Here is a 26,077-nt window from a genome sequence, read left to right on the forward strand (position 1 = left end):
GAATCCGCCGGGGCGGCGGTGTGGACGACACGAGTGCCCCGGTCCGACTCCGCCCCGGCGCATGCCTCACCGGCGCCACTGCACGAGCGACGCGAGAGAACGGCGGGAGGGGCCCGTCAGGCCGGGGCTGCCGAGGGCGGGCCCCGCCGGGGCCGGGAACGTGCGAGCAGTACGCCGAACCGTGGATGCGCCGACGACGGGAGCGCCGGCCGAAGGCGCGGGGTGAAGGGGAGCGCCGCGGGAGCGCGGAAGCAGACGTCCGGCACGACCAGGGCCGCCAGCCCCCGCAGTACCCGCTCTCCGTAGACGACGCACAGCGCGGTCCCGAGCGTGGCGACCGCGTGGGCCAGCGTCATGGCCGGGGACAGGGAATGTCCGCCACCGGCTCCGGCCAGGTCCGCCGGCGTCATGCCGCCCATGTACGGGCCGGCCATGCTCTCGTCCATGCTCCCGGACATGCGGTGGGCCGCGTGCCCGACGGACATGGCATGGCCGCCGTCACGCATCGACAGGTGATGGAACGCGAGGTGGAGGGCGAACTGGGTCCCGCCCAGCGTCAGCGTCGTCACATCGAAGCGGCGCCGCCGCCCGCCGAAGAGCACCGCGCCCTGCACGGTCAGAACGGCGAACAGAACACCCAGCGCACCCGCACCGGGCAGCCGGCCACCGGCTGCGACATGGCTCGCAGCGCCCAGCAGCAGGCACGCGGAAGCGCAGAGCAGACCCCTTCCGGTCCGCCCCGCTCCTCGTCCCGGTCTGCGCACCGGCACAACCTATCCAGCATGTACACGCAGACGATCAGGTGCGTGTACAGCGCAGCGAGCCGAGCGAACGGTGGCGACCACCCATGGCGGGAAGTCATCTCCGCGCTCCGCAGCGGCCGTTGTGCGCGCGGCACGTACGTCGGCGGCCACGTACCGGGGTGGGGCCGTCGGTCCCCGTGAGGGGAATCACACGGGGCACCGACGGGCCAAACCGGTCAGAGCTCCCATACGGTGCCGGTCACCGGGGGAAGACGCCCCCTAGATGATCAATTCCAAGGGAGGGGAGTGGCGAGTCGACGGCTACGATCAGGCATGACAGGGCTCTGGGGAGGGGTGGCATGTCGCGTCTTGGGCGTCGGGGGATGCTCGCACTCGGCGCGGTGACGGTGCTTGCGGCGTGTACGTCAACCGCGAAGAGCGCAGAGGACGCCAAGGTCCGGACCGACCTGGAGCCTCTGGAACGGCGGTTCGCTGCGCTCGGCCCGCTGTCCGGCGCGCACTGGCTCGGCACCGCACTGGGCACCGATTCGAGGGGGTCCGTGCCGGGCCCCACCGATGTGCGGATGGTGGGAACTGCCCGTTTGAGAGCGGGTGCCGTGGCCGCCATCACGAGTGCGCCGCAGCGGGGCTTTCGGCCCGAGGAACCACCCCGACTTCCGCAGAAACTCGCCGAGTTCGTACCCAAGGGCGCCAGGTGGGTCCGGAGCGATTCCTTCGACCGTGACATGACGGGTGGGACGTATTCCGGCGCGTTCTATCTCGATCCAGGCACGGACACGGTCTACTTCGACACGATCAATCCAGGCATTTCCGCCAGCTCCGGACCGTGATCGATTCCAGGGGATCGGCCTTACGCATGGGGCCAGGGCACCCAACGTCGGTCGTCTAGGACCCGGACATGGCCTTCTTCAGCTCCGCCGCCGCATTGCGGTACACGGGCAGCAGGTCCAGGTCCTGGCCCGGGTAGTTGACGATCTTCACTTGCCTGGCGCCGGAGCCGGGCAGGACCGTTCCGGTCGACATATGCGCGTTGTCCAGGACCAGGCGCGGCTTCTTCTTCGACAGCTTGGCCAGCTGCGCCGGGGTGACGGCCTCGGGCCCGTAGGTGCCGACGGTGGTGGCACCCGCCAGCTTCGCCGACCAGGTGGTGAAGACCTGGCTGACCACGTTCGGGCTCCTGCCGCCGGGCCAGGCGGCCTTCAGGTCCTTGGCCAGCTTCCCGTATTCGGCGTCGAAGGCGGTCGTCCACTTCGCTGCGGCCTTCTCCGTACCGAACAGCTTGCCCAGCCGCGCCACTTCGGTCTTCACCTTCTCGGCGTCGTTGTCGAGATTCACCTCGACCGGTTTCGCCCGGGAGCCCGCGGCTTCCTTGATCTTCTCCGCGTACGGCTCGAAGGGCGCGTACACCACGAAGTCGGCCTTGGCGACGGCCGCGAGGTCGGAGGGCTTGGGATCGTAGTCGGGGGCGTGGTGCACGGACTGGGGCACGATGACCGTGACGTCCTCGGCGCCCGCGGCCTTCGCGAAGGCACCTTCCCAAGTAGTGGTCACGACGACGACAGGCCTGCCCTTCGTACTTTCGGAGCCGCTGTCGGCCGACTTGTCGGGGCCGCTTGTGCAGCCCGCGACCAGGGCCGGCGCCACGATCAGTGCGAGGAGGGAAGCGATACGGACACGGGTGCGCGCCATGAGCTGATTCTCCGTTCGGGGATGAGGTGAACCGCGAGGACGACCGCCCCCGCGGTCAGGACGAGGACCGGCCCCGGCGGCCAGTCCAGCCAGAGAGCGACGAGGAACCCGGTCAGGTTCACGGTGATCCCGACGCCGATCGCCCAGCAGGTGATCGACTTCAGCGAGGTGCCCAGGCGGCGGGCCGCGAGGGCGGGCAGCAGCGTCAGGGCGTCGACCAGCAGGGCACCGGTGAGCTTGATCGCTCCGGCGACCGATACCGCGACCAGAACGAGCAGCACCAGGGTGAGGACGCGGACCGGAACGCCCGAGCACAGCGCGAGCTCCCGGTCGTACAGCAGCAGCGCCACGTCCCGGCGCCGCCACCAGAACAGGCCGGGGACGACGAGCGCCAGCACCCCGAGTACCACCAGATCCGCCGTGCCCACGGACAGGATCGACCCCCACAGCAGCGCGAACGCGCCCGAGGCGTTGACGCCCGAGACCGCGAGGACCAGCAGCGCGGCCGCGATGGCCAGACTCATCAGCAGGCCCATCGCCCCTGACAGGCCGTCCGGGGTCCGGGCGAGCGGCGCCACACCGGCGCCGGCCAGGCCGCATGCCACCAGCGCGCACAGCATCGGATCGAGTCCGGTCAGCAGCCCGATCGCGATGCCCAGCAGCGCGACATGCATCATCGCGAACCGCACCGGCATGATGTCCAGCCCGACGATCACCACACCGATCACCGGCAGCCCGATCGCGGCCAGCAGCAGGGCGACCCCGGCCCGCTGCACCGGCACGAGCTGGAGGAGCGCGCCGAGATCGGCGGCGGCGAGGGTCACCGGACCACCTCCCGCAGGTGCCCGGCGGCCATCTCCAGCACCCGGTCGCAGCGCCCGGCCAGCGCCCGGTCATGAGTGACCACCACCAGGGTCACCGGCAGCCCGACGAGCACCTCCGCCGCCTCCTCCTGACCGGAGAAGTCCAGGGCGGCGGTGGGCTCGTCGGCCAGCAGGACCTGGGCCCCGGCGGCCACGCAGCCGATCGCACGGGCGAGGTACATCCGCTGCAACTGCCCCCCGGAGAGGGTGTGCAGAGGACGCGCGGTCAACTCTCCGACGCCCAGCCGGACCGCTGCCTCACCCGCCTCCGCGGGCGCGTCACTGCTGGCGAGCAACTCCGCCCCCAGGAGAGGGAATCGACCGGCGGCCGGCTTCTGCGGAATCCAGGCGCAGGCCCGCCGCCGCCAGGCCCACTCCGCCGGCGTACGGCTGCCCCGGCCGCCGACCAGGATCTCTCCGACGACCTGGCGATGCAGACCCAGTACGGCCCGGAGCAGGGTCGTCTTGCCCGAGCCATTGGTACCCGTCAGGGCGACGCGCTCACCCGCGGCGATCTCCAGATCCACGTCGGTGACCGCCTCGACTCGGCCGTGGCGACAGGCGACCTCCCGCATCCGTATGTCCAGCCCGCCCATCACACGCCCTTCAGCCGTCCGTAACCGAACCGGTGCGGCGGCCCTTGTCCGCCTCCCCACGCGCCAGTAGTCGGACGACCGGCCCGTCGGGTTCCCGCGCTCCGACAACTCCTCGCGCCCACAGCGCCGTTCGACCGAGCCACCCAGCTGGCCGGCGGCGCCGACCGACCTCTCTCACGTAGTCGTACGAAGTCGCCGTCGGGTTCCCGGGGATCCGCTGTTCACCGCGAGCAAGCCGCGGTCACCCGTCCCCTCAGAAGAACACGGGAATATTGATCGGGGTGTCCTCGTCGCCTGCGGCGCTGACGAAGGAGTGTGCGCGGAAGGCGGGCTTCGGTTGCCAGCCTGTCGCGTACCAGTCCTCCGGGTCCTCCTTGGTGACCCACAGATGCCAGCTGCCGATGGATTTCCGGTTGAGGTACTGCTCGGTGAAGATGCTCCAGACCGGATGGTCGCCGTCGTAGTGGTAGCGGGCTCCCGTCGAGATCCTGCTCTGCGAGCCGCTCGCATCGGTCTTCTGCTCGACACACGTCTTCGCCTCGACGGGCACGCCGGGGACCTTCACCCAACGGCTGCAGGACTTCTTGATCGGACCGGCGGCCGAGGCGGAGGCAGTCGCCGGAGTGGTGAGTGCCAGGGGGACGGTCAGCAGGGAGGCGGCCAGCACGCCGCACGTGTACTTCACGGTGGATTTCATGCCTCCACCGTGGCCGGTGGCCGACGGGCGTCCCAGCGCCGAGATCTCGGGTCTTGACAGCACCGTCCGGCGGCGCAGTCGACGATCTTTCGTGCGCCCGGAGCCCGGAGCCCGGGGCCAGGCGGTCAGGCGGTCAAGGCGGGTTCGGCGGCGTGATCCAGCTGAGCGAGCGCTCGACTGCCCGCTTCCAGTTCTCGTACTCCGCCTGCCGCCGCCGGGGGTCCATGTCCGGCAGCCACTGGGCCGCCCGGTGCCAGTTGCGGCGCAGGACCTCCAGATCGGGCCAGTAGCCGGCGGCGAGCCCGGCGGCGTAGGCGGCGCCCAGGGAGACCGTCTCGACGGCCATGGGGCGCACCACGGGCACGTCGAGCACGTCTGCCAGGAACTGCATGAGCAGGTTGTCGGACGTCATCCCGCCGTCCACCTTGAGCACCTTCAGGGTGAGCGAGGAGTCGGCGTTCATGGCGTCGACCACCTCCCGGGTCTGCCAGCCGGTGGCCTCCAGCACGGCGCGGGCCAGGTGTCCCTTGGTGATGTACGAAGTGAGGCCGACGATGACACCGCGCGCGTCGCTGCGCCAGTGCGGCGCGTACAGCCCGGAGAACGCCGGGACGATGTAGCAGCCGCCGTTGTCCTCGACGGTGCGGGCCAGGGTCTCGATCTCGGGGGCGGTGCTGATCAGCCCCAGCCGGTCGCGGAACCACTGGACCAGCGCGCCGGTGACGGCGATCGGCCCTTCGAGCGCGTAGACCGCGGGCTGGTCCTCGATCTTGTAGGCGACGGTGGTGAGCAGTCCGTGCCGGGACGGTATGAGCTCGGTGCCGGTGTTGAGCAGCAGGAAGCTGCCGGTGCCGTAGGTGCACTTCGCCTCGCCGGGGGAGAAGCAGGTCTGTCCGAACAGCGCCGCCTGCTGGTCACCGAGTGCCGCGGTGATACGGACGCCCGGGAGGACGGAGCGTGCGGTTCCGTAGTTCTCGGCCGAGGAGTGGATCTCCGGGAGCATCGGGCGGGGCACCCCGAAGAACTCCAGCAGCTCCTCGTCCCAGTCGAGGGTGCTGATGTTCATGAGCATGGTGCGGCTGGCGTTGGTGACGTCGGTGATGTGCAGGCCGCCGGCTTGCCCGCCGGTGAGGTTCCAGATCAGCCAGCTCTCCATCGTGCCGAACAGCACCTCGCCGTCCTCGGCACGCTGCCGCAGCCCGTCGACGTGGTCGAACAGCCAGCGGATCCGGGGGGCGGAGAAGTACGTGGAAGGGGGCAGGCAGCAGCGCCGGAGGAAGAAATCGTCCCCGGGCCGGTTCCTGAGGTCCTCGACCAGCGGAGCCGTACGGGTGTCCTGCCAGACGATCGCCCTGCCCAGCGGGGTGCCCGTACGCCGGTCCCACAGCACGGTCGTCTCGCGCTGGTTGGCGATCCCGACGGCGGCGACCTCGTCGGGGCCGACATCGGCGTCGGAGAGCGCCTGCGGCACCACGCGCTGCAGCGTGTGCCAGATCTCGACGGCGTCGTGCTCGACCCACCCCGGCTGAGGGAAGTGCTGCTGGTGCTCCCGCTGGGCGACCGACACCAGCCGCCCCTGGTGGTCGAACAGGATGCATCGGGTGGAGGTGGTGCCCTGGTCGATGGACATCACATACCGCTCAACCATGATCAGCCTTCCGTTGTGGTGCGCAAGGGCGGCAGGGCTCACCAGCGGGCGGCCCCCAGATCTCTGGAGATCGCCCGGGCGGCGTGGCGGACCTGGGTGACCAGGGCCGACTGCGGGACCCCTTTGGAGTCGCAGATCCGCTCGACCGTGCCGGAGACGCCGATGGCGCCCACCACGAGGCCGCCGTGGCCCCGGATCGGCGCGGCGACGCCGGCCTCGCCCGTGATCATCTCTTGTACCTCGGCAGCCCATCCGAGCTCCCGGACCTCGGCGAGCGCCCGGGTGAGGTGCTCCGCGGTGACCAGGGTGTGCCGGGTGTACGCCTCCAGCCCCGCCTCCACGGCCGGCTCCATGGGCACGCTGCCGAAGGCCAGCAGCACCTTGCCGAGCGAGGAGGCGTGCAGGGGCAGCAGCGTGCCCACGTCCAGGGTCTGGAGGGTGTCGTCGGGGCGGAAGACGTGGTGGACGATGAGCACCTTGCCCTCCAAGGGCGCGCCCAGGCGGACCGCCTCCCCGCTGCGGGCAGCCAGGGCGTCGGCCCAGTTGATGGAGCGGGACCGCAGCTCGTTGACGTCGAGGTAGCTGGTACCCAGGTGCAGCAGCGCGGCCCCGAGCTGGTACTTTCCGGTCGTCGGGTCCTGCTCGACGAAGTCGATGTTCTGCAGGGTGCGCAGAATGCCGTGGGTGGTGCCCTTGGCCAGTCCGAGCGACGCGGCCACCTCGCCCAGCCCGAGCCGACGGGGCCCGCTGGCGAGCAGACGCAGGATCGCCGCCGCCCGTTCGATCGACTGGACCGGGCCGGCCATGAGCCAATCGTAGTCCCGCGGTCGGCATCTGCCAGGAGGGACGGCCCTCCGCGGGCCGGCGTTCGGTAATGCCGACCGCTGTTCATTGACCGCCTCCACCGTTCCCCATAGCGTCCCTTTCAAGCCCGGCGTTCAGCCGGTAGGGGCCTCGGAGGAGGCAGCATGACGGCACAGCTTGAAGCGGTGGTTCGGGATGCGGTCGAACATGTCTTTCCGCTGCCGCACATCCCCGAGGCCGTCTCGGTCGTACGCCGACGTGCGCGTACGGTCCTGGCCGACTGGAAACTGGCCCCGGACCTCGCCGAAGACGCGCTTGTGGTGATCTCGGAGATGATCACCAATGCGGTCGTCCACGCCCTGCCGCCGGCGGTGCTGCGGCTGTCATTGGTCGCCGACGGGAACAACGCCGTGCGCGTAGAGGTCACCGACGCGGGGCCCGCGGCGGCGGACGGGCCACCGGTCGTCGTGCCCTGCGCGGGCGAGCACGGCCGCGGGCTCGGCATCGTCACCGCCCTGGCGGCCGAGTGCGGCACACGGGTCCACGCGGGCGGTACCACACGGTGGGCGAATCTTCTCGCAGCGTGAGCGGGCGAGCCGGTGAGCTGGTGGTTCGGGGGCCGGGGGCCGGCGGCGGGTTCGGTCGTCTCGAACGTGATCAGCCGAGCAGCTCGGCAAAGCCTCCCGCCCGGGCAAGGCCCTCCAGCTCGTCCATGGCTCGCCGCGCCATGGACGCCGCAACCGGGTCGTGGCTCTCGATGCCGCTCGCCGCGAACTCCTCCTCGTCCAGACGCAGAACGGTCGCTCCATCGGCAGAGAGCCACAGGTCGAGTTCGAGGTCCTCGACGACGATGCCGTCCGATCTGATACCTGCCGGGCGGGCGGCATCGCAGTACCAGCCCTTGAGCGTGCCGTCGGCGGCCCGTACCTCCTTGACGGCGTACCAGCGGTCGCGCCAGTAGTGCTCGGTGAACACATCACCCGGCTCGAACCGTACGAACCCGAAGTCACGGACCGTCGTCCTTCCCCACGGGGCGCGCACGACCGCGTGGGTACCGTCATCGCTCGCGACGACCGCCGGATAGCGCAGCTTGGTGCTGCCGGCCTTCACCAACTGGACGGTCACTCCCTGGCCCACGGTGAAAGTGCCCCTGCTCATGATGTCTCCCTACTCCGCTGCTTCGTCCGGCGAACACACCGACACCGTCTCCCGGAGAAGGAGCGTCGGGCCAGCGATTTGTTCGGCGGCAGAGCCACCGGTGGCCCACACCCACCTGGCTATGGGCCTACTGGACCACAAGGGTCGGTCAACCGGGAGCAGACGCTCGCTCAGACCCGGTCCGCCGCGATCAGCAGGTAGTGGAAGCTGCCTTCCTTGTAGGCGGTGAGGAACGGGTCCTCGACGCCGGTGGCCAGCGAGGACTCGGCCCGCAGCTCCCAGTACGGAATCGTCGCGGCCGTCAGGTCGACGACGTTCATCGGGACGAGGCCGTTGGCCGCCATGGCCTTGAAGTAGGCGCTGCGCGGGTGGATGTTGCACGTGTAGTGCTCGTCGATGCGGCTGACGGCCTTGGAGCGGCCACCCGTCACGTCGTTGGAGCAGCCGGTGATGACGACGTAGCGGCCGCCGAAGGCGAGCTGGCGGGCGTGCTCGGCGAAGAGGTCGAACAGGTCCACGTACATGGTGGACTCGTTGTTCCAGATGCCCTGGAAGGCGGCGGTCGGCAGGCCCGTGTCCAGCATGTTGCGGAAGTGGTAGCGCACCTTGTCGTCGACGCCCCGCTTGCGGGCCTGGCCGTTGGCGAACTCGACCTGGGTCTCGGAGATGGACACACCGTCCACCTGGCAGCCGAAGCGGGCGTTGGCCATGATGCTGGTGCCGCCGCGGCCGCAGCCGGCGTCGAGCAGACGGTGGCCCGGGGCTATGGGGCCGAGGTGGTCGAGCAGGACATCGGCCTGGGCCGACTCCAGGCGGTGCAGTTCGGCGATGATGCGCTCGTCGCGGGTGTCCTCGGGGCCCTCCAGGACGGAGGGGTCGTAGTCGCCGAGGCCGTAGTGGTGGTGGTAGAGGCCGTCGACGTCGCCCAGGCGCAGGTTGACCGGGTCCTTCTCGCTGTTCCAGTAGTCCGCCACGGACTTCTGGTAAGCCGTGCGCAGGACGGGAACGGAGGCGGCAGATGTGGTGGTCATAGGTGGAGCTCCTTGCAGTGTGCGGATGTCAGGAAGTCGGTGAGGTGTAGCGGGGGCTGCCGCTGTGCCATGCGCGGTTGCCGCCCAGCCAGGCCCACACCCCCGCCAGGAAGCGGCGCAGCTGGGGCGAGCCGGTCAGGGCCAGGGCCGCAGCCTCCGTCTCGAAGGTGCGGACCAGTTCGTCGTGGATCGCCGCACTCCGTTCGACCGCCTCGCGCGGGGAGCACCGCTCCTCCTCGGCGATCACGGTCGGCAGGTTGAACTCCACGCTCACCGAGTGGCGTTCCTTCGCCATCGAGTACAGGTCGTTGACGAGAGTGGCGGCCGTGGAGGCCATGGTCACGGCGCGGCGCACCCGCGGATCGGAGTATTCGGCGGCGGGCAGCGTGTAGCCGCCCACCATGTCGGTCATCGCGATGCACGGGAGGAAGCTGTTGATCTGACGGTGCGCCAGGTACTCCCAGACGGCGGGCACCCGGCCCTGAGTACGCCAGGAGCCCTCCTGGCAGTAGCCCACGAACAGCACGGCCACCTCGTGGCGCACCCGGGCCAGTTGGGACGGGTCCGCGTACCGGTCCAGGTGTGCGAAGCCGGCGCGCAGGGCGGTCCGCACCGGGTCGTCCCGCATGGCCTTCTCGACGGCGGGAACGTAGCCGAGCGGAGGGTGGGCGGGGTCGACGGCCGCGTACGCGACCCCGAGCTGCGCGCCGAGCAGCGCCGGCGCGGAACCCATCGCCTCGTCATCGCAGTAGTAGTCGTCCGTGGCCCACTCCGCCAGCGCGCACTTGCCCGCCGCGAGCAGCCGGTCCGGGTCGTCGGTGTCGGGGTGGGCCAGCATCATCAGGCGCCCGAAGTCCGCCGCGCGGACGCGGTCGAGCCGTCCGGCGTAGAGGCCGATCTCTTCGGCCCACGCCACCAGGCGTGCGTTGACCTCCTCGGCGAGCGCCGGGTCGTCGCGGAGCGCGGGCGGGCAGTACAGGTCCGGGACGGCACCGCCGCCGGCGTCGACGGCGGCGCCCCCGACGTCCTTGCGCCCGGCAACGTCCTTGCGCCCGGCCGCGATACGGGCGGCCGAGGTGCCCAGCCCCGTCGGTCCGGTCGGAAGCGGGGCGTACCTCTCCGGGCGGGCGTCACCGGTTCCGGGCAGCCGCTTCGGCGCCGCCGGGCGGACACCCAGGTGGGGGCGGCCACTCTGGTGTGGGGGAGAGGCGAGCAGCGCGGCCACCAGCCGCGCCACGTCGTGACGGGCCGCGGGCGCGGTCATACGGGACAGCAGCGACACGGATGACTCCTCAGGCCTCAGGCCGGCGTGCCGAAGACTTCGACGTTCTCCAGGACGCCGAGGGCATCGGGCACGAGAACGGCCGCCGAGTAGTACGTGCTGACCAGGTAGGAGATGATCGCCTGCTCGTTGATGCCCATGAACCGGACGTTCAGACCGGGCTCGTACTCGTCGGGGATCCCGGTCTGGCGCAGCCCGACCACTCCCTGCCCGTCCTCGCCCAGCCGCATCGCGAGGATCGCGGAGGTGCCCGCCTCCGAGACGGGGATCTTGCCACAGGGGAGGAGCGGCACCCCCCGCCAGGCCGGTACGGGATGACCGTCGACCTCGGCGGTGTCGAAGGCGAGGCCCCGCTTGTTGCACTCACGGCCGAAGGCCGAGATGGCCCGGGGATGGGCGAAGAACACCTTGGTCCCGCGCCGCATGCTGAGCAGCTCGTCCATGTCGTCCGGGGTGGGCGGGCCGGAGTGGGTGGAGATGCGCTGGCTGTAGTCGGCGTTGTGCAGCAGCCCGAACTCGGGGTTGTTGACGAGCTCGGACTCCTGGCGCTCGCGCAGCGCCTCGATCGTCAGCCGCAGCTGCTGCTCGATCTGGTCCATCGGGTCGTTGTAGAGGTCCGCGACCCGGCTGTGCACCCTGAGGATCGTCTGTGCCACGCTCAGCTCGTACTCGCGGGGCTGGAGCTCGTAGTCGACGAACGTGCCCGGCAGCACGGGCTCGCCCATGTGCCCGGCGGCGAGGGCGATGGCCGCCTCGCCCTTCTTGTTCTGCGGCCGCGCCTTGTCGGCCTGGCGCCGCCGGACGTGCGCCCGCAGCCCCTCGTTGCGGCCCGCCACCTCCTCGTACGCGGCCCGCGGCAGCGCCAGCACCGTGCACGCCGTCATCGCGCGCGCCGTGAACTCCCACGTGCCCGGCTCCTCGGCCACGGTCTGTCCGCCGAAGAACCCGCCGTCCGCCAGCACGCCGCGCCGGGAGTCATCGCCGTACGCGCCAGGGGCGAGCTTCTCCACCTTGCCGCGGGCGATCAGGTGGACCTCGTCGAGTGTCCGACCCCGCTCGGCGATCACCTGGCCGGCTGCGTACTCCCGCTGTTCGCACCGCTCGGCCAGCGCCCGCAGCACCTCGGCGTCGTCGTACCCGCGCAGCAGCGGCAGTTCGCCCAGCTCGGCGGGGACGACCTTGACCGCGGCCCCTTCCTGGACGAACGTCACCCGGCCGTCGCCGACCTCATACGCCAGCCGCCGGTTGACCCGGTAGGCGCCGCCCTTGACCTCCACCCAAGGCAACGTCCGCAGCAGCCACCGCGAGCTGAGGCCCTGCATCTGCGGCACGGTCTTGGTGGTGGTCGCCAGGTTCCGTGCGGCGGCGACCCCCAGACTGAGCTGTGCCCGGCCTGCTGTCTGCTCGGGCTGCTCCGGCTGCTGCCAGTGCACTGCGGTCGACATCCGCTCCGGTTCCTTCCATCTGGCGCATACGTCAAGAGGAAGCCCCTGAAATGGCCCGATCGGACGAAGATGAGCTCCCGCCGCGCAAGTGAAGCAGCGCTTAATGATGTTGGTCGAGGTGGCTGGAAGCGCACCGATGCATTTGCGTCACCGGGTGGAGTGATCGCTATGTCCACTGTGCTACGAAGTGTGCGTTTTGGGCTGGCTGAGGTGGCGTCATACGCAAGCGCCGGCGTGGTGCGCTCGATGATCGAGGTGGCCGATAACGTGTGGTTGGGCAGGGTGAGGGAGGCGTATCGGCCGAGGTCAACGTGCGCCCGCGACCGCGTCGTACGAAAGCCGCACCACGTCGCCCAGTTCGATGTGTCCCGGCCGGATCACCTGGGCGTAGACGCCGGCGCACGGCTCGGGGCGGCGTCCGGGCATCGCGATGATGCGGTGGTGTTCGGCCAGGGTCCGTAGGGCGGCCTTGTCCTGAGGCAGTGCGCCGTGCGCGAGCGTCGGGACGGCACAGCGGGGGGTGGAGGCCACGACGCGGAGGGTCAGCCGGTCGCCGATGCTCAGTTCCCTGCCCACCCAGGCACGGTCGGTGAAACCCACACCGTCCGTCTTGATGACGATGTTGGGACGGTAGCGCTCTGCTTCTACGGTCCCACGGGGGCTGAGCACGGCCACTTGACGCAGGGTGGAGGTGCTCATCAGGTGTACGGGGGCGAAGTCGAAGAACGTGCCGGCGGGCGCCAGCGAGCCCACCTGCAGGACGTCCGCCCGGACCTCGGCGTCGACGCCTTCTCGGAGCACTTGCTCCGGTACGGAGCGGTCGAGCATGCCCTGAGACGGCAGTGTGTCGGTCAGTGTGACGGCCCGGCCGAGGGCGGCCGACAGGACTTCGTCGATGTCGGTGTCGCTGCTCCAGGCCAGTTTGCCGTTCGGCAATTCGATACGCGGACGGCTCTGCTCAAGTGTCGCGGTGCACTTGAGCAGGTCCCTCCACAGCCGCGGATTCTTCGCGCTGGCGACCTTTCCCGAGTCCCGGTCGACGACGGCGAGACTGCGGTCTCCGGCCAGTCCGTTTTCGGTCACCGCCGTAGAGGGCACCGGTTCACCGAGCATCGACTTGACTGGGTAGCGCCATAAAGCTTCCACGGTGCCGAGTTCGTTCTCCACGGTGTCTCCTTTATCTTCATCGCGTTTCTGTGTGTGTCGTGGCTCGCCGCTTGGAAACTGACTGACTGAGTGCCTGACTGACTGAGTGCCTGACTGAGTGATTGAGGCGGTCTGCGCACCATCAACGACCCTGGGCGGGCCTGGGCGGGCCTGGGCGGGCCTGGGCAGGCCGGGCACGGCCAGGCACCGCGCGGCGCATCCACCCGCCGAACCGCGAACCCGAGAGGCCGGCCGAGAATCACGCGAACGCGACTAGTGCGACGGCCGTCGCCGCCAGCGCGGCATATATCGCAGCCGCCACTCGCAGGCCGAAGCGCAGCAGGCCGTACTCCACGACACCCGCGCTCTTCGCGGAGTCGCCGGCCACCGCCAGGATCAGCATGATCATGGGGAGCGAGGTGAAAACGGCATGACCCGCCGCGCTGTTCTGCAGGGCCGCGAACCATACGTCGAGCCCGGCGCCGTGCGGGGCCAGGCGTTCCTGGAGCGGCATCATCAGCGCGTTGCCGCCGACGTTGGAGCCGGTGATGAAGCCGCCGAGCATGCCCAGCGCGGGGGAGGCAAGTGCGATGACCAGCGGCGGCGCCGCGGCGACCGCCACGCCTATCTCTCCGATCATGCCGCTGTCCGCCATCAGCCGGCCGAGAGCGACGAACCCGGTCAGGGCCAGCAGCGGTCGGCCGGCGCGGATCAGTGCCGCCCGGGCGTCCGAGCCGCGCAGTCGGCCACGGTCCAGCAGCAGGGCGGCGGCCAGCAGGGGCAGGCCCGGCGAGGACAGCAGCGCGAAGCTTGCGTTGCCCGCGTGCAGTTCCAAGGGCGGAACGCCGAGGGCCGTGGCCGCACGGGTGACGACGATGCCGCCGAGGACGAGACCGTACGCATGCAGGACCGCGCGCGGTGGGAACAGTCGACCGGCGGTGGGCTCGGTCCCCGCGCCGGAAGGGGTCCGACGTACGGCGCACAGCACCAGCCCCAACGCCGTCGTGAGCAGCCCGGCCAGTACACCGGCCGGCTGGACCACACCCGCCCGGTTGAGCAGCAGCAGCCCGAGCGAGAGCGTCCCGCCCGCGGCCGCGGCCACGACGGCGGTACGGAGACGGTGTTGCGGGCGCGCCAGCAGCGCCGCCCAGACGGTCACCAGGGGGAAGACCAGGCTGCTGGTGACCGCGGTGGCGGTGCCCAGCGCGGCCGTGTCCGTGCCGATGAGCGCGGCGCCGATGACCGTGGCGAGACCGAGGGTGCCCCACGGCATGATGTTCATCCCGAGCATCGCCTGCCGCAGCGCGGTCGCGGGCGGCGTGAGAGCGAGCAGCACCGGCACCGTGACCAGTAGTGAGACCCCGAAGCCGGTGAGCGCCTCCACCGTGGGGGCGATGCCCGCCACCACCAGGGCGATCTTCGCGGGGCCGGGCAGTGGTAGCCCGCGCACCCACTCCTGCAGCGACCGGTGTACCTCCCGGCGAGTGAGCACCTGGCTGAGGTAGACGCCGGGCAGCATCACCGCGGCGGCGTTGAGCACCAGCAGACCGGCTCCCCCTGCCGCCGCCGTCAACGCGCCTCCTGGCAGCGCGAAGTCCGGCAGCCACCAGATCAGCACCGCCGCCAGGGCGACGCCCGCAAGCGCTGCCCAGTGCGCCGGCCGGCGCAACCCGGTGATCATCCCCAGCACCATGAAGAGAGGGGACACCGCTATGGCCCACACCATCGTTCCAGCCGCCTTTCGTGTCTCGTTGCACGGCTGGGGCACAGCTTCGCGGCACGACCGGCGGCGGTCTTGAACAAAAGTCGCGGGGCGGCGATCACGGTCATGGACGTCGTGGGACGACGGTCACGGTCACGGCCTGGAAGTCGTGGGGCGACGGTCATGGCCATGGCCACGGCCATGGAAGTCGCGGGAGCGCCGCCGCACGCCGCCGCACGCCGCCGCACGCCGCCGCACGCCGCCGCGTGGCACCGCACGCTGACGCTCAGGCTCGGATGGCCCCCGGAGTGACCCCGAAGTAGCGCTTGCAGATGCGGGTCAGGTGCGACTGATCGGCGAAGCCCGTAGCGGCCGCCACTTCAGCTGGCCGCTGCCCGGCCAGCAGCAGACGGCGAGCACGGTTGGCGCGCAGCCGCAGCAGGTAGGCGTGCGGCGGCAGCCCGTACGCCTGGCGGAAGGCGGCGATGAGCGAGGCTCGCGGCATGTCCGCCGCCGCGCTGAGCTCCGCGACGGTGACCGGTTCGGTCCAGCGGTCATGCAGCAGCTGCCGCGCCAGATCCGGACCGCGGCGCACATCTTGCGGCCTGCCGATGGCAGCCACCCGGCCGGTACGGGCCTGCCGGCGCAACAACGCGCCCAGGCCGCCGAGCAGCAGGGACTCCGCGGTCAAGGGATCGCCCGCGTGCTCCTGCTCCCTGTGGACGTGGCGCAGCCGGGCGAACAGCGCGGCGTCCCGCACGGCCGTCTCCGGAAACCAGACATCCGCGGCGCCCAAGCGCTCACGGGCCAACTCGTCGACCAGCGCCGTGTCGAAATAGAACATCCGGTACCGCCAGCCGGACTCGTCGGCGGCGAAACCGGTGTGCACCTGCCCGGGGTTGAGGACCACCAACTGCCCGGCCGGAACCACGACCTTGCCACCGGCCATGTGCAGCCCCTCCGCGCCCTGCTCGATGACGCCGACGGCCAGCTCCTCGTGGCTGTGCCGGTCGAAGGCGAAGCGCTCGAAACGAGCAGCCAGCAGATCCACCCGCGCACTGCCGGCCGCGGTCCACAGCCGTGCCTGCTCGCCTCCCGATCCCATCAGCGCATGCTCGCAGACCAACGTCCGCCGGCGTATGGCCCTGCTCACAGCGCTGGCTGAGGCCCAAGGGGCAACCGGAAGCGTCAACTCCCTGGTGTGGCCTGGCTGTCCCGAATACATCGACTGCGGTCGCCGGTCGCCCCTGTACGCGGCCGGTGCGGTCGGGCCAGGGCCTCGATTTCTTGTGCTCAGAACCATAAGGATGATCTGGAGACGCTGACGGTCAGCTGTTCAGGCTCGTGAGGCGGGCGCCGGGCCGGTAGTCCTCCCGGGGATGAATCCGAGCCGTTTCCCCGCCAACGAGGTCGGCGCCTGCCAAGATCGTCTTCGGTGTTTTCGCTGAAGATGATGCAGGCCGACAAGGCCCGGGTGAAGGGCTAGCGGCCGCACCGTAATTTCCCTGCGTGACCGATGGGTGATGGGTGGGCGTCCCCATTCACAATTCAAGCCCTGGCTAATCCTGGCCGGGGCTTGATTGGTTCGACTGAGAGATGTTCCGCTACTCGGAAAGAAGAGTCTTCTCCCGCCGTGCTTTACCACCTACCACCCTTGCTGCCCGCTTTGCGTGAGCCTTCAGACATCGCGAAGTGGTTGAGCCGTTCCCTTTTCCTGGTCCGAGTGTCCCCGCTTCGATGCGATCTCGCGCTGTTTTTCGAACAGGGATCCTCGGCTAGCCACGTCGGAAAGGGCAAAGGGCTCTCATCCTGCTTCGCGTCACCGACGAAGGCGGAGCGATCGGCACCGCAACGCCAGGTCGCACTTTCACTCTGTGTTACCCTCAACCGTTTGGACGGCTGTGACGGCCGGCGGCTCCGGCCATCCGGTTCCCACTGTTCGTCGGCTGCTCGTTCCTGCCGGGCCTTCCTCGGTACGTTCCCCATGCGGAAGGCTCTCCATGAACCACCCCGACCGCCCCGCCACCACGCACGGCGACCTCGCCCAGCCGGCGCCCCTCACCCCGATGGTGCCCCCGGTCGCCTCCTTCGCTGACCTGGAACTGCCGGCCGAGGTACTGCGAACGCTCACCGAGCGCGGCGTGCGCGAGCCCTTCCCGATCCAGGCAGCCACGCTGCCCAGCGCCCTCGCGGGACGCGACGTCCTGGGACGCGGGCGTACGGGATCGGGCAAGACGCTCGCCTTCGGCCTGCCGCTGCTCGTACGGACGGCCGGGCGGCGTGCGGAGCCGAAGCAGCCCCTCGCCCTGATCCTGGTGCCTACCCGGGAGCTGGCCCAACAGGTGTCCGAAGCGCTCGCGCCGTACGCCGACGCGCTCCGGCTGCGGATGGCCACGGTCGTCGGCGGCATGTCGATCGGCCGGCAGGCCGCTGCGCTGCGCGACGGGGCCGAGGTCGTCGTCGCCACCCCTGGCCGTCTGCACGACCTCATCGAGCGCAGGGCCTGCCGCCTGGAACGGGTACGGATCACCGTCCTCGACGAGGCCGACCAGATGTGCGACATGGGCTTCCTGCCGCAGGTCACCGAGGTGCTCGACCAGGTGCACCACGACGGCCAGCGGATGCTGTTCTCGGCCACCCTGGACCGCGACGTGGACCACCTGGTCACCCGCTACCTCCACGACCCCGTCGTCCACTCCGTCGACCCGTCGGCGGGCGCGGTCACGACGATGGACCACCATGTGCTGGTCGTCCACGGCCCCGACCGGTACGCCGTCACCACGGAGATCGCCGCCCGCGACGGCCGCGTACTGCTCTTCTTGGACACCAAGCACGCGGTCGACCTGCTCACCCGGCATCTGCGGGCCAGCGGAGTGCACGCCGCGGCCCTGCACAGCGGAAAATCCCAACCGCAGCGCACCCGGACCCTCGCGCAGTTCAAGAACGGCCAGATCACCGTCCTGGTGGCCACCAATGTCGCGGCCCGCGGTCTGCACGTCGACGACCTCGATCTCGTGGTCAACGTCGACCCGCCCACCGACCCCAAGGACTATCTGCACCGCGCGGGCCGCACCGCCAGGGCCGGTGAGTCCGGCAGCGTCGTCACGCTGGTGCTGCCGGGCCAGCGCCGCGAGATGAGCCGGCTGATGGTCGGGGCCGGCATCGAGCCGAAGATCACCAAGGTGCGCTCGGGTGAGGCGGAGCTGAGCCGCATCACCGGCGCCAAGGCCCCCTCCGGCACCCCGCTCGACGGCGGGCCCGCCGCGTCCCGGGCCAAGAACACCAACGCCCCCTTCCGCGGCCTGGGCACCAGCAAGGACGCCTCCCGCGGCACCGGCGGCAAGTCCCGCAAGGCCACCGAGGCCCGAAAGCTCGCCGAGGCCCGCAAGGCGGCCCGGGTGCGCCGCGGCAACTGAGAGCCGCTGCCCGATCGCCCCATATTCCTGATCACGGGATCGAGAACCTCCGGCCCTGCCCGAAGCTCTGGCGGCGGCCACTCATGTCCGCCGTCGCTGAGGGCGCCCACACGCGCACTGCCCTTCAGCAGCTCCGGTGAGCTGCTGAAGGGCTGACGATTCCCTCGGTCGCTACGGAGGGATATCGAGCTCAGGCCGTTTGCGTCATTCTTTGCTTGACGAAGTCGATGACGTCCTGAACGCGATCCATGTTCCGTACGTCGTCCTCCCGACAGGTGATGCCGAACTCCTCGGAGAGGAAGTTTGCCAGGGGGCCGTTGTCACCGTCCTCTTCACCCAGGTCTTCCCTCAACTGTGCATCGGGGATTACCTCATTCGGCTCCACCATCAGCTTTTGTGTCAGAAGATTCTTGACGCGGTCTTCGATGCTTGCCACGGCTTGGTTCCTTTCTTCAGGGAGTGCCCGAATCGTTCAACGCCCGGTAGCGCGGCACATCCCTCATCCGGGTGGAAAACGGTCGCGGCTCTCAGTGCATCAGTGGATGGAGCCACACGAAACCGCAGATGCTCCAAACGTGGGCTGGGCGCGCCTGCCCAGCCGGGGACTGTCACGCCCACCCAGCCCATCCAGCCCATCGAGCCCATGGAGGGAGACCTTCGAGGAGCGCAAATTCAGAAGCAATCAGCTGCGGCCGGTCGCGCCCGAGTCGGCAGCTGCTCGTCATGAACAGGCATTCCGGCTTCGTGAATGGTTGACGTGATCTCCTTACGTAGCTCAGACGTCCCCGTCTTGTGCAGCGCGACACCATCGGCGTAGGACTTGGTCGTCAGCTCCACCCGGTCCCGCCGCACCGCAGATTTCGTAGCCAGTGAGCGGCGAAGGGGGCGACTTCAAGGTCGTCGGCAGGGAGGTGTCTCAACGAAATGATCTCGTGAGGTGACTCGGTCCCAGGAATTCCGCGAGCCGCGTTGAGCCGGCGGCGTCCGGCGGTCGTACTGTCGATTCCGTTGTCGAGGAGGACTTCCGATGCGCAGCGTGACCTATTCGATGGGCGTCTCACTTGACGGTTACATCGTTGGGCCAGACGGCGACTTCAACTGGACGGCGCCTGACGAGGAGGTCTTTCGCTTCGTCACCGACGAGATTCGAGGCGTCGGCGTCCACCTGCTGGGACGACGGCTGTACGAGACGATGCTGTACTGGGAGACCGCCGACCAGGATCCATCGCTCGACGACTCCATGCTCGAGTGGGCCGCGATCTGGAAGGCGCTCCCAAAGGTGGTGTTCTCCACCACGCTGTCGGCGGTGCAGGGCAATGCCCGCCTGGCCTCCGGCGGCCTGGCGAAGGAGATCGAGCGGTGGCGAGCCGAGCCGGGGGAGGGCGACATCGCGATCGGCGGCGCGACTCTCGCCGCCGAGGCGGCCGCGTTGGGCCTGATCGACGAGTACCGGACCAGGGTTTACCCGGTACTCGTCGGCGGTGGTATTCCGTTCTTTCCCCAGCGCCAGCGCCGGGTGGATCTCGAACTCGTCGAGACCCGCACATTCGGCTCGCAAGTCGTCTACCTCCGCTACCGCGTGGCGCGCTAGCCGGTTCGTCCGCTTCGGTCCGGGCGATGGCGACGATCGGGGAGGAGCTGAGGGGGACGTGCCCGAGAGCGGGTCAGCGCTCCTGGTGCTCTGCGGCGGTGCGCTCGCCGAGCTTGCGGACGTGCGGGCTTGCGGACGTGCGGGCGTGCGTGCGTGCCTGATCAGGGTGTTTAGCATGCGGGTGTCGACGTGGAGGGCCTGCTCGGGCCGGCGGCCGGTGCCGCGGCGGCGAGGGCGCCGGACGGGGCGTGGATTCCGATGCCGGCGCCGATGTAGCCCTTGTGCGTGGGGAGTGGGCAAGCCTTCGGCAGCGGCCTTCAACAGGGCGGGTAGTGCCTGGAGGCGGGCCGCGGTGATGTCCGGGACAGGTCCCGGTTCGATGTCCTACACCCACAGAGGCGATCCGTCCGGTTGAGGACAGGAACTGGATGTTGCTGCCGAACGTCGCGTGCTTTGGGCTGAACCACCAGCCGTTTCCGCTGTCGCGGGCGCCGTCGACGCGGTCGCTCTCGATGAGTGTGCCGTCGAGGATGACGTGCGTCGTCCGGACTCCTGACACCCTGTCAGAGCCCTGTGCGGACCGGGACCTGGTGGGTGTGGACGTCGATCCCCTCGTACAGGTAGCGGTAGCCGGGTAGCGGGGTGGCCTGGGAGATGTCGGCGTCACGGGCCAGGAACTGGACGCAGCCACCCTCGCGGAACCAGCGCAGCACCAGCACGGACTGGCGGAAGGGACCGCGCGCTCGAGAACCGCGGCGTGCGCAGCCGTCGGCGGATGGCGGCCAGGAGGCGGGTGAGGAACTCGACGATGCGGCCCGGGACGTCGAGCGTGGCGGCATGGGTGACCAACGTGAAGCCCCTGGTGGCTACGGACATGATCTTGTGGTGAGGCCAGTCCCACCAGGGACTTCACGCATGTGCCGGGCGTGCAAGGCCGCTGCGCGATGCGTCTACAGGTCGAGCTGGTACTCGTGGGCGGTGTGCGTCGGGAGGTATCCGAGTTCGTCGTTGACGCGCCGCATGTACGGGTTGTTGTCGGCGGTGTCGGTCAGCAGGCTGCCGAGGCGGGGGTGGCGCTGACGAGCCTGGACGATCGAGGCGGCCTTCATCCAGCGGGCGAGGCCGTGGCCTCGGTGTTCGGGCAGCACCGCCGTGCCATAGTGCTGGGCGTCGCCCGTCCCGCTGCCGGGGACGACGAGTTCGGTGAACCCGGCGATGGAGCCGTCCGACCGGTCGATGGCCGCCACGGTGTGGAGAACGTCCCCGCGTGCGGCGACAGCCGAGGCCGCTGCCCGTACCCGATCGAGGTCCCAGACGACCGTGCCGTAGTCGACGGTGCCCATCGGCATGTCGTCCATGGCGCGACGCGATGCCACAAAGGTGTCGGCGAGTTCGTCGGGCACCAGCCCCTCCCACGACGCCAGCCGGTAGCCGGCATGCGGGTTCTCCGCGACGGCGGTGAGAGCGGAAAGGTCCGCGTCGGCCAGCGGGAGTCGGGCATAGGTCAGGGCCAGCACTGCGCGGAATCCGGAGGCGAGGAGGAAGCCGGCGCCGGGAGAGTCGGATTGGGCCTGGGATATGACGGCACGGCGGCCGTCCTCGCGGGCGGCGGTGACGGCCGCGGCGAGCAGGAGGGAGCCCGCCCGCCGGCGCCGTTCGGCCGGGTGGACCTGAACGTCCAGCTCGGCGAGGTGCCGCTGTCCGTCCTTGGTGAACAGGCGCAGGAAGGCGGACCCGACGGGGTGGCCCTCGGGGTCGGAGGCCAGCCAGGCCAGGCGGCGCCCGGCGGAGGTCTCCGCGGGGTCGGTCAGGGTGGTGATGCGTGCGGACAAGCTGGCTCCGTTACGAGAAGGATCTACGAGGGGTGGGGTGGGATTCGTCTTGCGCGATGCTGTCACTGGGCCCAGGGCAGGACGCGGGTGCCCTCGGTGCCGGGGACGGAGGCCACGCCGTCCGCGCGCATGGCGACGTGCGCCTCGGCCGCCTGCGGGGCGTGGACCTGGCGGAGCACGTCTGGCGGGAGGACGAAGGTCTGCCCGGCCGTGATCTTCTCGCTGCGGCCGTCGTAGGTGACTTCGAGGACGCCGGCGGTCACCGTCCAGACCTGTTCGCGGCTGATGAAGTGCTCGGGTCCGCTCTGGCCGGCCTCCATCGCGACGGTCCAGGTGCTCAGCTCCGTGCTGCCCCGGCTGGGAGCGGCCAGACCGGTCATACGGGCGTTCGGGGACTCGGTGACGTTCTCGGCGGTGGGGCTGATCACGTGCACGGCGGGCTGCTCGGGCTTCTCAGGCTGCGCGGGCTCGTCGGGGGTGGCCCATTCGACGAGTTGGACAACGACTCCGTTCGGGTCGGTCAGCTGGAACAGCCGCTCGCCCCAGGGCTCTTCGCGCAACGGCATGGTGATGGGGGCGCCCGCTTCGCGCAGGCGCTGTTCCTCTGCCTCTATGCCGGTGACGGTGAGCGCGAGGATCAGCCCCGTGGCCTGCTGGTCGCGCTGCTCGGGCGGGAGGACCTCGGTCCCGCTGCGCAGCAGCACGATGTCGGCTGCGGCGTCGCCGCCCCGGGTCAGGGACGCGAAGCCGTCTGCGGCCATGGCGACCTGATAGCCGAGGTGGACGCAGAAGAAGTCGCGGGAGGCGTCCACATCGGCGACGGTGAGGGACAAGGTGGAGGTGGTGACGTGCAAGGTGGCTCCTGTCAGGTTCGGGTGGTGAATCTGATGTGGGTGCGGGCGGGTGCGGGGGGCGGGTGCGTTGCTAGTCGGGCGTCTTCGCGTAGGTGAGGACGAGGTTCCGCCCTCGAACGCGCGGCTGTTGGTGAGGCTGAAGGTGCGAGGCGAGAAGTCGGCGTGGAAGAGCGGGAGCGGGAGCGGGATGCCGGAGCCGGCCAGAATCGGGTGCTGCTTGGCGATCAGCTCGTCGATCTCGGGCAGGAGTTGGCCGGCCAAGGTCGGCGCAGACGCAGACGCAGACGCAGACGCAGACGCAGAGGCAGATACCGAGCCCGTCCCCTCCTGCTTGAGACGGGGGACGAGCGTCACCGGGTCCTCCGTGGTGAGCTCGACGGCTGGGGGGGTCTGGGCTGATGGTGAGCGAGCAGGAGAGGGCGGTCTGCCGCAGGTGGACGTACGGGCTGGTGAGGTGGGCAGTCAGTCCGGGGGAGTAGGTGCCGCGGCCCAGGAGCACGGCGTCGAAGCGAGTGATGGGTGCGTCGGCGACTCCGAGGCCACGCGGCCCGGGTCGGGAGGGCGTTCGTGTACTTGTGTACTCGGTGATCAGGTGCGGAGCGAAGTCGCCGCTGAGGTGCGGCATGAAGAAGGCGAAGTGGCCGTCGGGGCGGCGATGAAGCCGTTGATGGTGGTGCCGATGAAGTCGGTGAGCTTGGGCTTGGGCATCCCCAGTCCGTTCGTTCGGGCGAACTTTACGACGGACGTAACTTTAATCAGAGTCGAGTAGGTAGGTCAAGCATATTTTTGCTACGGGTGTAAGATTGCTCCATGGCTACCGAGATGGGGCTCCGCGAGTCCAAGAAGCAGGAGACCAGGCAGCTGATCTCCGACTGCGCCACCAGGCTCTTCATCGCGCAGGGCTTCGAGCAGACCACGATCACCGAGATCGCCACCGCGGCCCGCGTCGCCAAGAAGACCGTCACCAACTACTTCCCCCGCAAGGAAGACCTCGCCCTGGACCACCACGAGGCGTTCACCCAGGGCCTGGCTCAAGCCGTCGCCGAGCGAGAGCCCGACGAAGAGCCGCTCACCGCCCTGGAACGGACGTTTCGCTCCGCCCTGCTGGAACACAGCCCCGTCGTCGGCTTCACCGGCTCCGCGTTCGCCCGCATGGTCGCCGACAGCCCTACCCTCAGTGCCCGGCTGCGCGAACTGCACGAGCAGCGGGAGGACTCGCTTGCCACGGCCCTGGCTGCCGTCGCCCAGGATCCCGTCCCGGCCATCGCGCCCCGCGCCGCCGCGGCCCTGATCGCCGCAGCGGACCGTCTGCTGTTCCGGCGCATCCAGGAACTCACCCTGGCCGGCCACTCCGACGACGAGATCGAGGCCACCCTGATCCCGGAGGCCGACCACCTCCGCACCCTGCTAGCCGCCCTCGGCAACCACCCCACCACCGCAGCCTCGTAACCCGCCGCGTTCACGTCAGACGGCTTCCGCCTTGACATCGACGCCTCGACATCGACGCCTCGACATCGACGGCTGAGGCGCCGCAGCGTCCGCCAGGATCGACGGGCAGCCCGGCGCAGCGCGTATGCGTTAACCGGCGTCATCTGGCTGAATGACGCCGGCCGGCACCATGCAACGTCACCAGCCAGCCACACCCATCATCGCGAAGCGCACACGACCGCGGTCAATCCGCTGAGCGCGGCCTAGCCATCCCCAGGCGCCCGGACCGGCCGCGCCGGCATCTTCTTCTTCTGGCGTCCCGTGTCCTCGGCCCATCTGGGCGTCGGTCCTCGTACCGGTCGAGCGATCGGCTCTTGGCCGGCCAACGGCGCGGGGCGAGTCGGGAGCCGCTTCCGCTGCGAAGCAGGCGGTGGCGGGGCGGGGGCGCGCGGCCGCTCAGCCGGCAGCACCGCTGCGGGCGTACCGGCCCGGGGTGACGCCCACGACCCGCTTGAACTGCCGGTTGAGGTGGGACTGGTCGTAGAACCCGGCGGCGGTCGCGACCTCGCCCGGCGGCCGTCCGTCGAGGAGTAGGCGGCGGGCCAGGTCGACGCGGCGGGAGACCACGTACTGGTGGGGGGCGATGCCGAAGGCGCCGCTGAAGGCGCGTACGAGATGAGTGGGATGGGCGTGGAGCAGGCGCGCGGCCTCCTCCAGGGTGACGACCCCGAGCAGCCGCTCGTCAAGGAGGTCACGCAGGTTCCGGGCAACACTGTGGTCGGGCCGCGCGTCGGCGACGGCCGGCCCGGGACGCAGGTGCTCGCGCAGGTGCTCGCCGATGAGAGCCAGACGGCTTTCCGCCTCGAACTCGTCGCCCCGGCTACCGAGGGCCGCGTGCAGCTGTCCGATGCGTCTGCGCAGGACGGGATCGGTGAGGTCCGGACTGTCTACTGCTGGTCCGATGAAGCTTTCGTCCAGCTGCGTCATGTCGAGGTAGAGCACGCGCTTGCGAAAGCCGTGAGGTGTGGCGGGGGAGCCGTTGTGCGGGACCTGTGGCGGGAGCAGGCTCACGGTGTCGCTCGGCGTGCCGCGCTCGTGGCGGTCCAGGTCGTAGCGGACCACGCCGTCGTCGACGATCAGAAGTGTCCACGCGTCGTGGACGTGCATGGGGTAGGCGTGCTCGGTGAAGTGGGCGTGGAAGACCTCCACGACCCCCGCGACCGGCGGCCGCCAAGCGGAGACTTCTTGCCGGGACGTCACGCAAAGAACGTACAAGACGCAGCTCACGTGCGCTCGGGAGTCTTGAAGCATGAGAACCGAGCATGAGACCAAGGCCGGGGTCGAGACCGGTGCGGGCTACGAGAACGCGCCTGTCCGCTTCGACACCAAGATCGCTGTCCTGCTGCGCGAGGACCTTGAGCCGTGGCAGCGACTGAACGTAACCGCCTTCCTGGTCAGTGGGTTCGGCACGGCGTCGCCCGAGCTGATCGGTGAGCCGTACGAGGACGCCGACGACACCGCGTACCTGCCGATGTTTCGCCAGCCCGTGCTGGTCTTCGAGGGTACGAAGGAGATGCTGACCACCGCGCACGCCCGTGCGCTGTCTCGCTCACTGCCAAGAGCCGTGTTCACCTCGGACCTGTTCCACACGGGCAACGACAGGGACAACCGGGCGGCTGTACGGGCCGTGGGCAAGGATCAGCTCGATCTGGTAGGGATCGCCGTGCACGGGCCGCGCAACGCGGTGGACAAGGTCCTCAAGGGCGCGCGGATGCACCCCTGAGCGATCTCGCGATCTCGGACCTCGCCGATCCTGATTCTGTTCCCTGGCCCTCGACCCTCGACACTCGGCCTCCGGTACTCGGCCCTTACCGTCGGCCCTCGGGCGGCGGGGTGGCTATCGCATGGGGCTATGGCGACCACGAGACCGCCTCGTCGGTGACAGCCGCCCTGCTTCGGGCGGTGGGTAGCCCCAGTTCGGACGACAGCGACGGTGACGTCCCTCGCGCTTCGGCACAGGACGTGGTGGGGGGGGGGGGGGGCCGCCGCCAGCGGCCCCCCCCCCCCCCCCAAAACCAGAACCGGCGGGGGGGGGGGGGGGGCGCCGGGACCCCCCGAAACAAAAAGAAGC

The 26,077-nt window shown here is 70.0% G+C and carries 25 protein-coding genes; 6 read left to right on the forward strand and 19 right to left on the reverse strand.

Annotated features, from left to right (window positions below):
* Positions 1-116: 116 nt before the first annotated feature.
* Entirely contained in the window at positions 117-764 is a 648-nt protein-coding gene (locus ACFWZH_RS07625) for a hypothetical protein (protein ID WP_384426718.1), read from the reverse strand.
* A gap of 362 nt (positions 765-1,126) precedes the next feature.
* Here ACFWZH_RS07625 and ACFWZH_RS07630 point away from each other — a divergent pair, with 362 nt between their 5' ends.
* Entirely contained in the window at positions 1,127-1,594 is a 468-nt protein-coding gene (locus ACFWZH_RS07630; RefSeq protein ID WP_384426720.1) for a hypothetical protein, read from the forward strand.
* A gap of 55 nt (positions 1,595-1,649) precedes the next feature.
* Here the strand turns inward: ACFWZH_RS07630 and ACFWZH_RS07635 are convergent, their stop codons facing one another.
* The 6 genes from ACFWZH_RS07635 to ACFWZH_RS07660 all read right to left on the reverse strand — a co-directional run bounded on the left by ACFWZH_RS07635 (position 1,650) and on the right by ACFWZH_RS07660 (position 7,063).
* Positions 1,650-2,453, reverse strand: coding sequence for a metal ABC transporter solute-binding protein, Zn/Mn family (locus tag ACFWZH_RS07635; protein WP_384426722.1), 804 nt, complete (start codon positions 2,451-2,453; stop codon positions 1,650-1,652).
* Entirely contained in the window at positions 2,411-3,277 is an 867-nt protein-coding gene (locus ACFWZH_RS07640; RefSeq protein WP_384426724.1) for a metal ABC transporter permease, read from the reverse strand. The genes ACFWZH_RS07635 and ACFWZH_RS07640 overlap by 43 nt, the downstream gene beginning before the upstream one ends.
* Positions 3,274-3,912, reverse strand: a complete 639-nt coding sequence (locus ACFWZH_RS07645) for an ATP-binding cassette domain-containing protein (RefSeq protein ID WP_384426726.1) — start codon at positions 3,910-3,912, stop codon at positions 3,274-3,276. The genes ACFWZH_RS07640 and ACFWZH_RS07645 overlap by 4 nt, the downstream gene beginning before the upstream one ends.
* Before the next feature lie 253 nt (positions 3,913-4,165).
* Positions 4,166-4,609, reverse strand: a complete 444-nt coding sequence (locus tag ACFWZH_RS07650; protein WP_384426728.1) for a hypothetical protein — start codon at positions 4,607-4,609, stop codon at positions 4,166-4,168.
* 133 nt (positions 4,610-4,742) lie between these two features.
* On the reverse strand, positions 4,743-6,257 hold the full coding sequence (glpK, locus tag ACFWZH_RS07655; RefSeq protein ID WP_384426730.1) for a glycerol kinase GlpK: 1,515 nt from the start codon (positions 6,255-6,257) through the stop codon (positions 4,743-4,745).
* Between the two features lie 38 nt (positions 6,258-6,295).
* Positions 6,296-7,063 carry an IclR family transcriptional regulator gene (locus ACFWZH_RS07660; RefSeq protein ID WP_384426732.1) on the reverse strand — a complete coding sequence of 256 codons (768 nt, stop codon included), beginning with the start codon at positions 7,061-7,063 and terminating at the stop codon, positions 6,296-6,298.
* Between the two features lie 162 nt (positions 7,064-7,225).
* Here ACFWZH_RS07660 and ACFWZH_RS07665 point away from each other — a divergent pair, with 162 nt between their 5' ends.
* Positions 7,226-7,648 (forward strand): ATP-binding protein, encoded by a 423-nt coding sequence (locus ACFWZH_RS07665; RefSeq protein ID WP_384426734.1) that lies wholly within the window; start codon positions 7,226-7,228, stop codon positions 7,646-7,648.
* A 70-nt stretch (positions 7,649-7,718) separates the two neighbouring features.
* Here ACFWZH_RS07665 and ACFWZH_RS07670 read toward each other — a convergent pair whose 3' ends face one another.
* The 7 genes from ACFWZH_RS07670 to ACFWZH_RS07700 all read right to left on the reverse strand — a co-directional run bounded on the left by ACFWZH_RS07670 (position 7,719) and on the right by ACFWZH_RS07700 (position 15,930).
* Entirely contained in the window at positions 7,719-8,219 is a 501-nt protein-coding gene (locus tag ACFWZH_RS07670; RefSeq protein WP_384426736.1) for a DUF402 domain-containing protein, read from the reverse strand.
* 170 nt (positions 8,220-8,389) lie between these two features.
* Complete coding sequence (locus tag ACFWZH_RS07675; protein ID WP_384426738.1) at positions 8,390-9,250, reverse strand: geranyl diphosphate 2-C-methyltransferase; 861 nt, start codon at positions 9,248-9,250, stop codon at positions 8,390-8,392.
* A 28-nt stretch (positions 9,251-9,278) separates the two neighbouring features.
* A complete protein-coding gene (locus tag ACFWZH_RS07680; RefSeq protein ID WP_384426740.1) occupies positions 9,279-10,532 on the reverse strand; it encodes a family 2 encapsulin nanocompartment cargo protein terpene cyclase in 1,254 nt (417 codons plus the stop codon).
* Positions 10,533-10,549: 17 nt separating this feature from the next.
* Positions 10,550-11,977, reverse strand: a complete 1,428-nt coding sequence (locus ACFWZH_RS07685) for a family 2B encapsulin nanocompartment shell protein (RefSeq protein WP_384426742.1) — start codon at positions 11,975-11,977, stop codon at positions 10,550-10,552.
* 306 nt (positions 11,978-12,283) lie between these two features.
* Positions 12,284-13,144 (reverse strand): MOSC domain-containing protein, encoded by an 861-nt coding sequence (locus ACFWZH_RS07690; protein WP_384426744.1) that lies wholly within the window; start codon positions 13,142-13,144, stop codon positions 12,284-12,286.
* 238 nt (positions 13,145-13,382) lie between these two features.
* A complete protein-coding gene (locus ACFWZH_RS07695) occupies positions 13,383-14,849 on the reverse strand; it encodes an L-lactate permease (RefSeq protein ID WP_384426746.1) in 1,467 nt (488 codons plus the stop codon).
* A gap of 262 nt (positions 14,850-15,111) precedes the next feature.
* On the reverse strand, positions 15,112-15,930 hold the full coding sequence (locus ACFWZH_RS07700; protein ID WP_384426748.1) for an AraC family ligand binding domain-containing protein: 819 nt from the start codon (positions 15,928-15,930) through the stop codon (positions 15,112-15,114).
* A gap of 895 nt (positions 15,931-16,825) precedes the next feature.
* Here ACFWZH_RS07700 and ACFWZH_RS07705 point away from each other — a divergent pair.
* Positions 16,826-18,241: a DEAD/DEAH box helicase gene (locus ACFWZH_RS07705; RefSeq protein WP_384426750.1), complete on the forward strand. Its 1,416-nt coding sequence runs from the start codon at positions 16,826-16,828 to the stop codon at positions 18,239-18,241.
* A gap of 190 nt (positions 18,242-18,431) precedes the next feature.
* Here the strand turns inward: ACFWZH_RS07705 and ACFWZH_RS07710 are convergent, their stop codons facing one another.
* Positions 18,432-18,677, reverse strand: a complete 246-nt coding sequence (locus tag ACFWZH_RS07710; protein WP_384426752.1) for a hypothetical protein — start codon at positions 18,675-18,677, stop codon at positions 18,432-18,434.
* 591 nt (positions 18,678-19,268) lie between these two features.
* Between ACFWZH_RS07710 and ACFWZH_RS07715 the strand changes: the two genes are divergently transcribed.
* A complete protein-coding gene (locus ACFWZH_RS07715; RefSeq protein WP_384426754.1) occupies positions 19,269-19,832 on the forward strand; it encodes a dihydrofolate reductase family protein in 564 nt (187 codons plus the stop codon).
* 563 nt (positions 19,833-20,395) lie between these two features.
* Here the strand turns inward: ACFWZH_RS07715 and ACFWZH_RS07720 are convergent.
* The 3 genes from ACFWZH_RS07720 to ACFWZH_RS07730 form a co-directional block, all read right to left on the reverse strand.
* Positions 20,396-20,551, reverse strand: coding sequence for a hypothetical protein (locus tag ACFWZH_RS07720; protein WP_384426755.1), 156 nt, complete (start codon positions 20,549-20,551; stop codon positions 20,396-20,398).
* 231 nt (positions 20,552-20,782) lie between these two features.
* A complete protein-coding gene (locus ACFWZH_RS07725) occupies positions 20,783-21,664 on the reverse strand; it encodes a GNAT family N-acetyltransferase (protein WP_384426757.1) in 882 nt (293 codons plus the stop codon).
* A gap of 62 nt (positions 21,665-21,726) precedes the next feature.
* Complete coding sequence (locus ACFWZH_RS07730) at positions 21,727-22,779, reverse strand: VOC family protein (RefSeq protein WP_384426758.1); 1,053 nt, start codon at positions 22,777-22,779, stop codon at positions 21,727-21,729.
* A 561-nt stretch (positions 22,780-23,340) separates the two neighbouring features.
* Here ACFWZH_RS07730 and ACFWZH_RS07735 point away from each other — a divergent pair.
* Positions 23,341-23,967: a TetR/AcrR family transcriptional regulator gene (locus ACFWZH_RS07735; protein WP_384426806.1), complete on the forward strand. Its 627-nt coding sequence runs from the start codon at positions 23,341-23,343 to the stop codon at positions 23,965-23,967.
* Between the two features lie 435 nt (positions 23,968-24,402).
* Here the strand turns inward: ACFWZH_RS07735 and ACFWZH_RS07740 are convergent, their stop codons facing one another.
* Positions 24,403-25,221 (reverse strand): helix-turn-helix domain-containing protein, encoded by an 819-nt coding sequence (locus tag ACFWZH_RS07740; protein WP_384426760.1) that lies wholly within the window; start codon positions 25,219-25,221, stop codon positions 24,403-24,405.
* A gap of 34 nt (positions 25,222-25,255) precedes the next feature.
* Between ACFWZH_RS07740 and ACFWZH_RS07745 the strand changes: the two genes are divergently transcribed.
* Positions 25,256-25,729: a DUF2000 family protein gene (locus ACFWZH_RS07745; protein ID WP_384426761.1), complete on the forward strand. Its 474-nt coding sequence runs from the start codon at positions 25,256-25,258 to the stop codon at positions 25,727-25,729.
* Positions 25,730-26,077 lie beyond the last annotated feature (348 nt).

Origin of the sequence: Streptomyces sp. NPDC059008 (assembly GCF_042749045.1) — a bacterium.
In the GTDB taxonomy this organism is placed as follows: Bacteria; Actinomycetota; Actinomycetes; order Streptomycetales; family Streptomycetaceae; genus Streptomyces.

Bases quoted from the DNA above. Each gene is read 5' to 3' on its own strand.
- ACFWZH_RS07630 (WP_384426720.1), top strand. From the start codon at position 1,127: ATGCTCGCACTCGGCGCGGTGACGGTGCTTGCGGCGTGTACGTCAACC.
- ACFWZH_RS07635 (WP_384426722.1), bottom strand. From the start codon at position 2,453: ATGGCGCGCACCCGTGTCCGTATCGCTTCCCTCCTCGCACTGATCGTG.
- ACFWZH_RS07645 (WP_384426726.1), bottom strand. From the start codon at position 3,912: ATGGGCGGGCTGGACATACGGATGCGGGAGGTCGCCTGTCGCCACGGC.
- ACFWZH_RS07650 (WP_384426728.1), bottom strand. From the start codon at position 4,609: ATGAAATCCACCGTGAAGTACACGTGCGGCGTGCTGGCCGCCTCCCTG.
- glpK (WP_384426730.1), bottom strand. From the start codon at position 6,257: ATGGTTGAGCGGTATGTGATGTCCATCGACCAGGGCACCACCTCCACC.
- ACFWZH_RS07660 (WP_384426732.1), bottom strand. From the start codon at position 7,063: ATGGCCGGCCCGGTCCAGTCGATCGAACGGGCGGCGGCGATCCTGCGT.
- ACFWZH_RS07665 (WP_384426734.1), top strand. From the start codon at position 7,226: ATGACGGCACAGCTTGAAGCGGTGGTTCGGGATGCGGTCGAACATGTC.
- ACFWZH_RS07670 (WP_384426736.1), bottom strand. From the start codon at position 8,219: ATGAGCAGGGGCACTTTCACCGTGGGCCAGGGAGTGACCGTCCAGTTG.
- ACFWZH_RS07675 (WP_384426738.1), bottom strand. From the start codon at position 9,250: ATGACCACCACATCTGCCGCCTCCGTTCCCGTCCTGCGCACGGCTTAC.
- ACFWZH_RS07685 (WP_384426742.1), bottom strand. From the start codon at position 11,977: ATGTCGACCGCAGTGCACTGGCAGCAGCCGGAGCAGCCCGAGCAGACA.
- ACFWZH_RS07695 (WP_384426746.1), bottom strand. From the start codon at position 14,849: ATGGTGTGGGCCATAGCGGTGTCCCCTCTCTTCATGGTGCTGGGGATG.
- ACFWZH_RS07700 (WP_384426748.1), bottom strand. From the start codon at position 15,930: ATGGGATCGGGAGGCGAGCAGGCACGGCTGTGGACCGCGGCCGGCAGT.
- ACFWZH_RS07705 (WP_384426750.1), top strand. From the start codon at position 16,826: ATGAACCACCCCGACCGCCCCGCCACCACGCACGGCGACCTCGCCCAG.
- ACFWZH_RS07715 (WP_384426754.1), top strand. From the start codon at position 19,269: ATGCGCAGCGTGACCTATTCGATGGGCGTCTCACTTGACGGTTACATC.
- ACFWZH_RS07735 (WP_384426806.1), top strand. From the start codon at position 23,341: ATGGGGCTCCGCGAGTCCAAGAAGCAGGAGACCAGGCAGCTGATCTCC.
- ACFWZH_RS07745 (WP_384426761.1), top strand. From the start codon at position 25,256: ATGAGAACCGAGCATGAGACCAAGGCCGGGGTCGAGACCGGTGCGGGC.